Below are 12313 nucleotides of genomic sequence, written 5' to 3' on the forward strand. Positions count from 1 at the left end.
GCCCAGAACGACTGTGCGCCGTGCGCCGGCGCCTGCCAGGACAATGACGGGAAGACATGTCCCGCCACCAGGGACGGGTGTCCCGGCTGCCATGCACTCTGGGCACGGCAGTCCGGGACCACCCACCGGCCACTGCAGCTACCGGCTCGCGATCAGGCCGTGCTCGCCCAGCGCGACTGGGACGAGAACGACCGGACCACCAGCAACTGCTCGGCCAGGTACTCCAGATCGCCGGCCGCCGCGGCTACGTTCAGATCCTTCAGACGACTCTGCCAGTCCGGCACCAGCAACGCGAAGAGGCTGTCCGGACCAGCCGCCCGCAGCCGTTCCACCCAGCCCAGCAACGACGGCCCGCTGTCGTGGGGCATCTGCTCGATGGAACTCAGCGTTCTCAGCAGGGCCTCCACACTCGCGTCGTCACGGTCGCCCAGGGCCCGGAACAGCCGGTGCCGGCGGCTGTTGTCGGCTCGGCCGATGGACAGCTCGAACGCCATCCGGTCCAGCCGGGCCAGCAGCGCGGCACCACGGCCGCGCACGTCGGCCTCCGCGGCGTTACGAACTTCGAGGATCGTGGCGATGTTGGCGGTCAGGAAGGGTCCGTGGTGGCCGGTCTCGGCATCCATGTACCGCAGGATCTGCGCTCCGCCGATGCCGACCCCGTCCACCCCGGTGAACACCGCGGCCCGCACCTGAGGCATCCGGAAACCGGCCGAGAAGTAGGTCAGCAGGCCCCTCTCGTGCGCCTCGTGGACCAGCGTGAGGGCCTCGGCCGGAGTGATCTGCTCCAGCACGCAACCACTGGGATAGGAGTTACCCGACCCGTCCCAGGTGACCTTGTCGAAGCGGCCCTCCTGCGCAAGCCGGATGCCGAGACGACCGATCGCCAGCCGGTCCTCGACCAGGGTGGGCCCACCCTTTCCGCGGTCGTCCAGCAGCGGGGTGTTGAGATTGACGGCCGCTGACAGCACCTGGGTGAAACGGTCGCGGCGCACGGCGGCACTCAGGTGGCGCATGTACCTGATCGCCTGGGTGGCGCTCATCCCCTCGATCGCGATCTTGCACTCGCTCAGCCCTTCGGCGAACAACTCGGAACAGGCCGCTGCGACGGTGTGGACGGCCTTGAGCATGCCGGTCTCCACGCCGTGCTCGAAGACCGGCCGGCCCACGTAGGACGAGGACGGCGCATCGGCCCCGAGCGCGAGCCGGATCCGGGCGACCATCGGCGGGTAGGGGATCCGGTACGGTTCCACCGCCCCACGGGTCTGCCGAGTCCCGCGCTCCAGGTGCTCGATGTGCACGATCACTCCGTCCAGATGGCCCATTTCGCGCAGCGTGCCGTCGAGATGCCCCTCCCCCGGGTCGGTCACCGACATGTAGGTCTGGTGGTCGCGGAACCCGACGGTGCCCCAGGACCGGTACGTTCCGCTGAACCGGGCGCCGCCCGCCAGGAGAAGATGGGCAGCCTGCTCGGCCATCAGTTCAGCAGCGCTGAGCGGCCGGCTCTGCTGCCGGGCCCGCCGCTGCAGGGCCGCGACCGCAGCCAGGAACTGCGCCGAGGTCATGAGTGAAGACCCCACGGGCAGCGTGATCCGGAGGCTGCCGCCGTCCGCTTCCACCCGGCAGGTCTGCTCACCGTCGCTGATCTCGATCAGACCGGCCAGGGCGGCCAGCACCTCGGTGGTGGCCGTGAGCGCCTGGGCCAGCGGCTGCCTCAGACGCTGCACCGGCTCAGCGATACTGCGCAGCAGAGCCCGCAGTTCGGGAAACTCACCTCCCAGCGCAATGATCCGGCGGTCGAGAGATTCGTTGGCCTCCGCCAATGTCGCCGCGACCGGCAACTCCCAGGGCGCGGTCTGCCGATAGTTGCCGCCCTGCACCGGGACGGTCCGGCGCACGTGATCCAGTCGCACCCGGCGCAGAGCGTCCTCCACCGTTGCCAGCAGGACGCGCCGGGCCGAACCGGACGGCACCACGAATGTTCCCGGGCCACTGGCCATGACGTCCGGAAGTTGCCGGTGACCGCCGGGCAGTTCGCTGAGCTCGTCCACATGGTTGCTGCGCATTTCTGTCTCGCCTCCTGGTGAACCGGAACCGGCCGACGATGAGTACCGGCCGTTGTCACGCAGAGCGTGGTAATCCCCTCATCAATACGCCCAAACATGTGTATCGATGAGCCGTTCCCCGAACTCGGAGCAGCGAGGGTGACGCAACAGTCCCGCCCGTGTACCCCCGTCCTTTCACTGTTGGGAGTGCCACCATGACCAGCCCTACCCTGACCAAATTCCTTGACCCCCTGCGGATTCCTCCGTTGCTACGCCCCTGCCCGCGTCACCCGTTCTCATACTTGGAGATCCGGATGAAGCGCAGCCACAGCCAATTGCACTCAGAACTTCCGGCAACCGAACTGTGGACGTACGAGGGCACCTTTCCCGGTCCCACCATCGAGGTTCACCGGGGACAACGGTTGCGGGTGGCCTGGGCGAACGACCTCACCGGGCCGTTGCCGATCACCGCGGTCCGGGTGGCCGGGGCGACCGCGACACCCGGACGACAAGGAGCCGAACCCCTCGCTGCCGTGGCCCAGCTACCGCCGTGGACCGTCGTCCACCTGCACGGGGCCCGCACCGGCGCGGGTAACGACGGGTGGACCGACAACGGCATGTTACCGGGCGAGGCCCAGCTGGCCGAGTACCCGAATGATCAGCAGGCGAGCACACTTTGGTATCACGATCATGCGATGGGGGTGACCGCGTTCAACGTCATGGCGGGACTGGCGGGGATGTACTGGATCCGGGATGCCGAGGAGCAGGCGCTGCGCCTGCCCGAGGGCGAACGAGAGATCCCGCTGATGCTGTGCGACCGCAATCTCGACACCGATGACGATGGCCGCCTCACCGGCCGCCTGCTGCACAAGGTCGGCATCTTCGACGCCGAACCGCAGATCGTAACGTTGCCTTTCGTCGGGCCGTTCACCCTTGTCAACGGGATGATCTGGCCGCATCTGGACGTGGCTGCGCAGTGGTATCGGTTCCGGGTCCTGAACGCCGCCAACGCCCGCTTCTACCAGCTGGAACTGCGGGACGAACAGGGGACGACCGTCCCGGGTGCGATCCGTCAGATCGGCTCGGACGGTGGTTTGCTCCCGGCGCCACTGGCTTTGAGCTCTCTCACCCTCACGCCGGCCGAGCGGGCCGACATTCTGATCGATTTCAGCGCTCTCGCCGGGCAACGGGTCACTCTGGTCAACACCGCTGCGAACGCCGGGGCAGACCCGGAGATCATGCAGTTCCGGGTGGACGAGACCTGCGCCACGAATGATGATTTCAGGCTACCCGGAAAGCTCTCCCGCTCGTTCCGGCGGCTGGATCATCACAGCATGCCCGGGCACGCCCATCGGTGGCTGGTGGTCACGCTGGTGCCGGACCGGCACCCGGAGATCTGGGAGATGGCGGAGACGGATCCCGTCAGCGCTCCCACGGACGGTGTGATCCAGGTGCAGATGCCGGAGGTGGACGGGGTCGCCGGAGCGGTGAAGACGTTGCGCCGGGTGGCCCGCCGGTTCCTGGACGCACCGACCTTCTACGTCGAGCAGAACGGCTGGGAGCAGTGGAATCTGCTCAACCTCAGTGGAGTCGCGCACCCCTTCCACATCCACCTGATCCAGTTCCAGATCACCGGGCGTCACCCCTACGACCGCACCGGGTTCGACCCTGAGGTCGGCGGCACCCTGACCCCGGCCGTCCCGACCGGCCCCAGCCACGTCGCTGCCGAGGAGTCCGGCTGGAAGGACGTGGTCCGGCTCGACGGCGGTGAACTGGTCCAGCTAGCGGGCCGGTTCGATGGGGGCAGCGGCCGCTACATGTATCACTGCCACATTCTCGAGCATGAGGACGCGGGCATGATGGGCACGTTCGTCGTCACCCCGGCCGAGGTGATGGCCTTGTCCGAGCACGGTGGTGGACACGGGCACTGACCTTCCGGCCGGGATCACGCCAGATGATGCTCCTCGAATCCGCTTTCGCGAAGGATCTCGCGCAGCCGGTGCAGCGCGCGCTTGCGGATCGGCCCGACGCTCCCGACCGCTAGATCCAGGGCGGCGCCGACCTCGTGGTAGGACAACGGGGTCGGCCCGCCGAAGCACAGGCGGACGAGGTCACGCTGACGTTCGGGAAGGCGATCGACGCTCTCCCAGAGGACCCGGGCCCGGTCCGCCAGCAGGATCTCCGCGTCGGCCCCGTCCACCTCGACGAAGGTGAAGTCGGCAAGTTCCCCGGTGAGCAACTCACCGGTACGGCGATGGTAGGTGCGGATGCACTCGCGCCGCATGGTGCTGGACAACCACCCGGCGAGACGCTCGTCCTGCCGGATCTTGTGGATGTTCTCGAACAGCAGTTGCCAGGTCCGCTGGACCGCGTCGGCTGCGTCGGCGGCGTTCAGCCGGAACCCGCCGGCCACGGAGAACAGCATGCTGTCGAACCGCCGGACCATGGCCGTCCAGGCATCGGCGTCGCCGCCCCGCGCCCGGGTCACCAGATCGGCCGTGCCGGGCTGGGCGGTGTCCTCGCAGAAGGATGCAGAAGTCGTCATGTCGCCAGGCTGGGCGACGACATGACCCGGCCGTCATGGGTCAGGTATCCCGCCGGCGCAGGATTTCCGCCCGGTCCGTCACTGCTGGGCGCGGGAGCGCCGGACGGCCCGGACGATGGCGTCGAGCCGGATGCCTTCGTTGGCACGATGCGTACCCGCCTGGTCCAGACGGGGCAACTGGTTGCCACCGCTGTGGTGCACGGCGATGAGCTGCCACTGCTCGTCGAAGACCGGGCTGCCCGAGCTTCCGGGCAGCGTCGCCGAGGTGTACTGCACCCGGACTTCGCTCAGGTCGAGAAGAGTGTTGTTCTCCAGTGAGAACATCGGCCGCCCGGCGCCCTCGGGGTGACCGATGACGAACAGCCGCTGCGGTTCGGCCGCATCGAGCTCGGGGAACTCGGCCGCCGGGACGCAGGGCTGCACGCCCGCGGGGAGGGAATCCAGCAGCAGCACGGTCGCATCGAGTTCCTCGGCCGGCGACGACCACAGCACGCTCACGCCGCTGGTGTGATCCTCCTGGCCGCCGAGGCCGCGGAACCGCACCCGGGTCCTCGCCGCGCTGAGGGTCCCCGGCACGACATGTGCGTTGGTCAGCAGGACCGCCTCCGGAAGACCGTCCCCGAAGGCCGAGCCCTGGACCAGGAACCCGGTGGCGATTCCCTCGCTGTACTCGTTGTCGACGCGGGCGACCGTCCGGCAACGCTGCACCCCTTCGGCCATCCAGTCCAGAGACTGGAATCCCGCATCCTGAAGCAGCGTCGTCCCCAGTGCGGCGGCGTCCTGGGCCGCCTGGATCCCCGGAAGATCGAGCGTCACCCGCCCGCCTTCCTTGCGCAGAAGAGCGGCCTGCAGCGGAGGCAGGAACGTCGCACCGGGCTCGTTGTCGGGGTTCAGCTCCCATACCTCGACGAGCTGGTCGATGGTGCTGGCCAGCTCGAAGCCGTCCGTGTCGGGGCTGTCAAGGTACTGCCGCAGCCGTAGTGCTGCCCGCGCGTAACGGCCCAGAGCCAGCTCCGCCTCGAACGCTACCGCCCACCGCCACGGGCCCGCGGATCCCTCGTCGGCCAGCGTGGTCTCGAGCACCCGGGCCGCGAGCGCCGACGAGGGCTCGGCCTGCGGCCGGGCGAGGAGGATGCCTTCCCGTTCGGCGCGGGCCAGCAGGGCGACGACGTTGATCCCGTGCCAGGTCCGGGTCGGGTCGCGCCGGTAGGCGTCCTCGTAGGCCCGGACGGCCTGGCCCAGGTGGGCGGCCCGGCGTTCGCCCGCCGCAGGGCCGGTGAGGACGAAAAGCTGCTTGTGCAGGCGTCCGAGCAGGCCGGCGACCCGTAGGTCCTCGTCCTCGTCCTCGGTGTCGGTGAGCCCGGCCAGGACCGCATCCGCCGCCATCAGCTCCTCCTGGTCGATCAGGGCCTGGGCGTAGCGGCGCCGGACCGCGGGCGTACCGTGACCGTTCTGCGAGAGCGCATCGGCGACCCGGAGCAGGAGACGCGGATACCTCTTGCGCCGCAACAACTCGAGAATGTCCTCGGCGCTCTCGGCGTCCGCCGGGGCGCCGCTCCTGAGGCCGGCGATCAGATCCGCACAGCCGGCCTCGACCCGTACGCGGTCGAAAGCCTGGGCGGACACCCGCAGATTCTCGTAGCTCTCACTGATCCAGCTCATGCTCACCGATCCCGTTCGACGTCCTCAGGTCAGACCCGGAAGGTGCCTCTTCGCGCGATCTTCCTGATGATGGCCCGGGTCTTCGGCTCTACCCGGCCGGAAAGGCGCACCGACAACGGCACTGGTGTCACGCGTCCTCAATTTCCGATTCAGCCGTGGGTCGAACACGTTACGGCCCACCGGGGCCGGGATCCACCGCGATCCGAAAGAATTCCCGCCAAAAGGGCGACCAGCCAGTCACTTGCAGATGCCCGTGTCGAAATGCTTTTCGGCGCCGATCACCGCTGGGACATCTGTCCTGGTGGCGGGACGTCGTGATTCATCATCCTGACCGGGTGAGCCTACGCAATTGACTACTCTCGGATGAGACCAGGAGCTGCGCGGATGTTCACGGCCGGAAGCGGTACAGCAGCCGGAAACGAACTTGTTCTCAACGACACAGCTGACGGAGCGGGCGACCACCAATGATTCCTCATCTCCCGGACGGGCTCAGATCGTGGCCGCCCCAAGCGATCGCCGCGCTCGGGGCCGCCGGGATCAGCGCGGCGGTCGTGCTCGCCGGGCAGGCCACGGGCCAGAGCGATGCGGCCGTCGCCAGCGTGGGGTCGATGGCCGTTCTGGCTGCGCTGTTCACCGCCATGGGAGCGCTCATCCTGGCCAACCTGCAGCGCCACACCGTGGGTCTGCTCCTGGCCCTGGCCGGGATCACGGCGCTGGTGGAAGTCCTGGCGGTGAGCTGGGCCTCGTGGCTGCCGCTGGCCTGGATCAGCCAGTGGGCCTGGTGGCCCCCGTTCGGCCTGATCTTCCTCGCGCTGCTGTTCTTCCCCGACGGCCGGCTGCCGTCGAAGCGGTGGCGGGGCCTGGCGGGGTTGCTGGTGATTCTGAGCGTCACGATCACCGGAGCACTCGCGGTGGCCGCCCTCGATCATCCCCGGACGCTGGCGACCGCGCTCACCGAGTTCACCCCCAGAGCCCAGTTCCTGGTCCGGGTCGCCATCATCGGCGGATTGCTGACGCTCGCATCCGGTGTGGCGGTACTGGTGTCGTTGTGGCGGCGCTGGCGAACGAGCCAGGGCGAGACCCGCTCTCAGCTCGCCTGCCTGCTGGCCGGGGCCGTCCTGCTCCTGATCGGCCTGGCTCTCGACACCCTGGCCGTCCCCGGCGGCTGGGCCCTGGCGGCCCTGGCCCTGCCCGTCGCCATGACGGTTGCCGTGCTGCGGTTCCGGCTCTACGACCTTGACCAGGTCGTCGACCGGACGCTGGTCTGGCTGGTGATGACGCTTCTGGTGATCGTCGGTTTCGTGGTTCTGGTGACGATGCTGCGCACGCTCACCCAGCAGCACGACGACTCCACGGCGTCGCTGGCCGCCACCGGTGTCATCGCGGTGACGTTCGATCCGCTGCGGCGGCGGGTGCAGGGCACGGTGGATCACCTGGTCTTCGGCGACCGCAACGACCCCTACACCTTCATGGCCACGATCGGTGGCATCACCGAGAACGCGGGCCGGCCCGATGACGTCCTGCCTTCCCTGATGGCGGCCGTGGCGCGCTCGCTGCGCCTGCCATACGTGGGTGCGGAGCTTCCCGGGCCCCACGGACCCGAGATCGTCGCCGGTCACGGTCGCGCCGAGGTAGAGCTGGAAGCATTCGCCATGATGAGCCGGGGTGAGCAGGTCGGGCGCCTCCTGGCCGCACCACGCACCCGCAGCGGCCGCTTCAGCCCGACCGAGCGCCGCCTGCTGGAGAACGCGGCTCGGCATGCCGCGGTGGCAGCCGAAGCCACCCGGCTGATCGTGGACCTGCGCGACTCCCGCGAGAGCCTGGTCGTCGCCCGGGAAGAGGAACGCCGCTCCCTGCGCCGGGATCTGCACGACGGGCTCGGGCCGACTCTGGCCGGCATGGCCATGCAGCTGTCCGCCGCCCGCCGGATGGTCACCGACCAGGAGCGAGCTGCCGCCCTCCTGGCCGATCTGGCCGGCGACCTGCAGCAGTGCACCACGGAGATGCGCCAGGTGGTGGACCAGCTCCGCCCGCCCGCGCTGGACGGCGGCCTGGCGCCGGCGATCCGCATGATGTGCCGGCGATTCGCCGAGGCCGACGTCGTTCTCGAGCAGGACGTCGCCGATGATCTCGGTGCGTTGCCCGCGGCAGTGGAGACCGCTGCCTACCGCATCCTCAGCGAAGCCCTGACGAACGTGGTTCGGCACTCGGCGGCCACGGCCTGCCGGATCGCGGTGGTGCGGGACAACAGCCTGCGAATCACCGTGCGCGACAACGGCACCGGGATCAATCCTCAGGCCCGCCGGGGTGAAGGTCTGGACTCGATGCGGGCCCGGACGTCCGAGCTGGGCGGTATCTTCAGTATTGGAGACGTTCCCGGGGGTGGGACCGAGATCCGGGTGATGCTTCCGCTGCCCTTGGCGGTGCGGGGGAACGAGGTGGGGGGCCAGAAATGCTGAAGGACCAGTGTCTGCTCATCGTGGACGATCACGGCGTGGTCCGGCGGGGCCTGCGCTCGTTGCTCGCCGGGACGGAATGGGTCGGCGAAGTCCACGAGGCCGCCACCGTCGCCGAGGCGCAGCAGCTGGCCACGCTGCACCCGATCGACGTGGTGGCCATGGACATCAACCTTCCCGACGGCGACGGCATCGAGGCGACCCGGCGCATCCTCCGGGCCCGGCCCACGGCGAAGGTTCTGATCATTTCGATGGACCAGGACGACGCCACGGTGAGCCGGGCCCTGGACGCCGGGGCCTGCGGCTACATGCTGAAGCTCACCGAGCCGCCCGATCTGCTGGTCGACGCCCTGCGCACCGCCGCCGGCGGAGCCCGGGTGCTCGGGCCCGACGTCGAGCTCCCCCGGCCGGCGCCCCTGGCCGGGCGCCACCGCAGGTCGCTGCCGGCCGAGATGGACCAGCTCACCGACCGGGAACTGGAAATCCTGGTCCTGGTGGCGAAGGGCTGCGCGAACCTGGAGATCGCCCAGCACCTGCACCTGAGTGAGAAGACCATCCGCAACCAGATGACCGGCATCTTCGCCAAACTCGGGGTGGCCGACCGGGTGAAGGCGGCGCTCCTGGCCCAGAAGGCGCACCTCGTCTAAAGCCGATTGCGCCAGTAGTAGCCGGCGAACCGGGCCAGTCTTCTGACCCGGCCCCAGCGGCTGGGGTTGGTCAGGATGCGGTAGCACCACTCCATGCCGCACCGCCGGAGCAGCACCGGGGCCCGCCGCACGTGGCCACTGACCACGTCGAACGATCCCCCGACCCCGATGTACAGGGCCGCCGGGTGTCGGCGGTGGCACTCCTGCATGAAGATCTCCTGCTTCGGCGAGCCCAGGGCCACAGCGACGATCTGGGCGCCGCTGTCCCGGATCTCGCGCATGATGTCGCCGCGCTCGCTCTCGGCGAAGTAACCGTGCCGCCGACCGACCACGTGTACGCCCCAGTCCACCCGCAGACGACGCTCGACCTCCAGCGATACCGGAGGCCGCCCACCCAGCAGGAAGACCGGGGTGTTCTGCTGGGCGGCCCTGCGCATCATGCTCTGCCACAGATCGGCCCCGGCGATCCGGGCCAGGCGGACGCCGTGCCGACGCCGTACGGCCAGCACCACGCTCACGCCGTCGGCATATCGGTAGTCCGCCTTCTCGATGCTGTCTCGCAGGTCTATGTCGGTCTCGGCGATGACGATCTTCTCGGCGTTCATCGCGACCATGGTCCCGGTGGCCACGCCGTCGGCCCCGAAGACGTCGTCCAGAAGCACGCTCTGATCGCGGTAGTTGCTGATCGACAACCCACGGATCTCGTAGCCGGTCATGCCCCGACCTCTCCTGCCGTTCGGCGCCCTCTGGACAGCCGGCGCGCCAGACCCACTGCGGCGCCGAAGACCCCGGCTTGCACCACGGTGCGGGAGACGAACGAGTCCAGGCCTTCTCTCGCCAGCACCACCAGGTTGAAGGCTGACGACAGGGCGAACGCGGTCAGCACAGCATCACCTGGTCGCTCCTGAGGTCGCGATGCCTTCTCCAGCACCGTATCGAAAACCCTTACCACCGAACCGGTAGACGCAGCAACGGCAGCCACCGCTCCCAAACCGCCCATGATCCAGGCCGATCCGATCAGCGTCGGCGACAACGACGTCAATCGTTCGCCTCCATGGACCTTCCAGGTGAAGTACTTGGCCGTGTTCAGAGTGATGTCCGGCCGACCGGGCCACAGGCGGTGCGGTACGAAAACCTGGAAGTCGCGCAGGATCGGCCGGATTCCCTGATGCTCGACCGTTTTCCTTCGGCTCAGGATCAGCGCCAGATGCTCCCAGGGCGAGAACGTGTCCCGGGTCATGTACAGAAAGGCATGCAGACGGGAAGCCCCCGCCAGGTTCAGGCGGTAGCGGCCCAGAGCCAGGACGAACATCCCAACCGTTCCGGCGAAACCCAGCACCGGCAACAGACGAGCCGGCAGATGGCCGTCGGCGATACCCAAGGCCACCGAGAAGGCCAGAGCCATGGCCAGGTTGGCCCGGACTCCGCCCACCGCAAGATAGGTCAAGGCTCCGAAACCAGCTGTGGCCAGCAGAAAGGCCAGCCATCGGGCTCGGGTGGGCCGGCGCAGATAGACGATCATCGCCGCCGGAATCAGATAGTAGGTGAAGCGTTTGAGAAAGATCAGGCGCACCTCTTGGCCGAACGCCTGACCGTAGGAGGTGATCCGGAACAGCAGCAGTCCGTTCCGGGCCACGAAGGCAGCCAGCGAAGCACCGGCCAGACCGGCGAGAATTATTGACGTCGAACGCGCCTCGTCCGCCGAAAGGTCCGGGACGGCGATCTTGAGATCGCCGGGAACAGCATAGGCCGCCCGGTACATCGTGTAGAAGGCCACCGGCAGCGCCAGGGCCGCGACCACTGCTCCGGCCGGGTGGCCGGGGTCGGAGAAGAGCACGACCAAGAGCGCCGAAAGTGGAACACCAAGGTAGCTGGTCACCAGGAGGAGCAGGGTGAACCAGGTGTCGAAGGAGAAGGCCGGTGCCGCCGCGCGGTCGGCGTTCAGTACCCGCATCCAGCCGTCAAGGTCCGGCCCAGAAACGAAAGGAATTGCGTCCAGGTCGATGCCGGCCAGGCGCTCTCGGCAGAGCTCGATCGCTTTCGGGCTGAGATCGTCGCCGTCGAGCAGAAAGGGCACCCCGGCCTGTGTGAGGTCGACGATGAACTCGTTCTCCCGGTCCAGGACGACCGGGATGCGATGGCGCAGCAGCAAGCTCAGCGTACCGATGCCCTGCTGCCGCCGAGCGGGCAGATAGGCCAGGTTGCAGCCGGCGATCCGGGACGAGAATTCCTGGAGCGAAAGCCATTCGGTGATCAGATCGGCCTGAGTGAACAGACCGGACGCGGCGCTGTCCACCTGCTGCCGGTAGAACTCGTTCCCGTTCGGGTGGGCGAGCGGCACAATGACCCGGACATCGCGGCCGAACCGCTCGCGCACGCTCAGCAGGGCCTCGATGTGCCGGTTCGACCGATCCCCCGAGTTTCCGACGAGCACGGTGAAAGTTCCATCCTTGCTTTTCTTCTCAGGAGCAATGGACGGGGTGGGAAAGTAGAGTAGGTCGGTCGCCGTTGCGGGGTGTCGCCGGGAGTAGGCAGCCAGGTCTCCCCGGGTCCCGAGTACCCGCCCGATCCGGCCCTGGGCACAACGCCGCGCCCGGTAAAGCATGTTCGCCTTGGCTCCCGTGAGGCTCTCGTGCAGATCGCCGCCCCAGATGTGCCAGGTGACCTGGTCCGGCTTGATCAGGCGCGCCAGCAAAGCCGCCCAGACAACCGGATTGAACTGGCCGTGCAGGAAGAAGTGCTCGCGCCGGTTCGTCATCGCGGCCCAGATCACCGCCCGGCCCAGGCTCGCCTGGTCAGGCAGATGGCGGACATCGAGGTGGGGATAGCGGCCCGGTGTACGGCTCACCACCCAGAACACCGGGCGCTCGGGCTGCTCCGGCGCCAGGACCTGGTCGAAGAACGTCAGCAGAGCAGCATTGTGGTGCGGGATGTCCGTGCCCAGCAGGTGGATCATGCGCA

8 protein-coding genes are annotated in these 12313 nt (G+C 68.4%); 3 read left to right on the plus strand and 5 right to left on the minus strand.

The window, feature by feature from the left end:
- Positions 1-152 precede the first annotated feature (152 nt).
- Positions 153-2063 (minus strand): hypothetical protein, encoded by a 1911-nt coding sequence (locus LR394_RS06875; RefSeq protein WP_231439644.1) that lies wholly within the window; start codon positions 2061-2063, stop codon positions 153-155.
- 293 nt (positions 2064-2356) lie between these two features.
- Between LR394_RS06875 and LR394_RS06880 the strand changes: the two genes are divergently transcribed.
- On the plus strand, positions 2357-3973 hold the full coding sequence (locus tag LR394_RS06880; protein ID WP_231439646.1) for a multicopper oxidase family protein: 1617 nt from the start codon (positions 2357-2359) through the stop codon (positions 3971-3973).
- A 14-nt stretch (positions 3974-3987) separates the two neighbouring features.
- Here the strand turns inward: LR394_RS06880 and LR394_RS06885 are convergent, their stop codons facing one another.
- Together LR394_RS06885 and LR394_RS06890 are read right to left on the minus strand one after the other, a co-directional pair.
- Positions 3988-4587 carry an RNA polymerase sigma factor gene (locus LR394_RS06885; RefSeq protein ID WP_231439648.1) on the minus strand — a complete coding sequence of 200 codons (600 nt, stop codon included), beginning with the start codon at positions 4585-4587 and terminating at the stop codon, positions 3988-3990.
- A 78-nt stretch (positions 4588-4665) separates the two neighbouring features.
- Positions 4666-6249: a serine protease gene (locus LR394_RS06890; protein ID WP_231439650.1), complete on the minus strand. Its 1584-nt coding sequence runs from the start codon at positions 6247-6249 to the stop codon at positions 4666-4668.
- Between the two features lie 464 nt (positions 6250-6713).
- Here LR394_RS06890 and LR394_RS06895 point away from each other — a divergent pair, with 464 nt between their 5' ends.
- Both LR394_RS06895 and LR394_RS06900 read left to right on the plus strand, forming a co-directional pair.
- Positions 6714-8708 (plus strand): sensor histidine kinase, encoded by a 1995-nt coding sequence (locus LR394_RS06895; protein ID WP_231439652.1) that lies wholly within the window; start codon positions 6714-6716, stop codon positions 8706-8708.
- Positions 8702-9352, plus strand: coding sequence for a response regulator transcription factor (locus tag LR394_RS06900; RefSeq protein ID WP_231439654.1), 651 nt, complete (start codon positions 8702-8704; stop codon positions 9350-9352). Before LR394_RS06895 ends, LR394_RS06900 begins: the two co-directional genes overlap by 7 nt.
- Here the strand turns inward: LR394_RS06900 and LR394_RS06905 are convergent.
- Complete coding sequence (locus tag LR394_RS06905; RefSeq protein ID WP_231439656.1) at positions 9349-10068, minus strand: WecB/TagA/CpsF family glycosyltransferase; 720 nt, start codon at positions 10066-10068, stop codon at positions 9349-9351. The genes LR394_RS06900 and LR394_RS06905 overlap by 4 nt on opposite strands.
- Positions 10065-12308 (minus strand): TDP-N-acetylfucosamine:lipid II N-acetylfucosaminyltransferase, encoded by a 2244-nt coding sequence (locus LR394_RS06910; RefSeq protein WP_231439658.1) that lies wholly within the window; start codon positions 12306-12308, stop codon positions 10065-10067. Before LR394_RS06910 ends, LR394_RS06905 begins: the two co-directional genes overlap by 4 nt.
- Between the last annotated feature and the right edge of the window lie 5 nt (positions 12309-12313).

Source organism: Kineosporia babensis (assembly GCF_021129305.1).
GTDB lineage: Bacteria > Actinomycetota > Actinomycetes > Actinomycetales > Kineosporiaceae > Kineosporia > Kineosporia babensis.

Excerpts from the sequence above, each read along its gene's own strand:
- LR394_RS06890 (WP_231439650.1), bottom strand. The coding sequence starts at position 6,249 with ATGAGCTGGATCAGTGAGAGCTACGAGAATCTGCGGGTGTCCGCCCAG.
- LR394_RS06905 (WP_231439656.1), bottom strand. The coding sequence starts at position 10,068 with ATGACCGGCTACGAGATCCGTGGGTTGTCGATCAGCAACTACCGCGAT.
- LR394_RS06875 (WP_231439644.1), bottom strand. The coding sequence starts at position 2,063 with ATGCGCAGCAACCATGTGGACGAGCTCAGCGAACTGCCCGGCGGTCAC.
- LR394_RS06880 (WP_231439646.1), top strand. The coding sequence starts at position 2,357 with ATGAAGCGCAGCCACAGCCAATTGCACTCAGAACTTCCGGCAACCGAA.
- LR394_RS06910 (WP_231439658.1), bottom strand. The coding sequence starts at position 12,308 with ATGATCCACCTGCTGGGCACGGACATCCCGCACCACAATGCTGCTCTG.
- LR394_RS06895 (WP_231439652.1), top strand. The coding sequence starts at position 6,714 with ATGATTCCTCATCTCCCGGACGGGCTCAGATCGTGGCCGCCCCAAGCG.
- LR394_RS06900 (WP_231439654.1), top strand. The coding sequence starts at position 8,702 with ATGCTGAAGGACCAGTGTCTGCTCATCGTGGACGATCACGGCGTGGTC.
- LR394_RS06885 (WP_231439648.1), bottom strand. The coding sequence starts at position 4,587 with ATGACGACTTCTGCATCCTTCTGCGAGGACACCGCCCAGCCCGGCACG.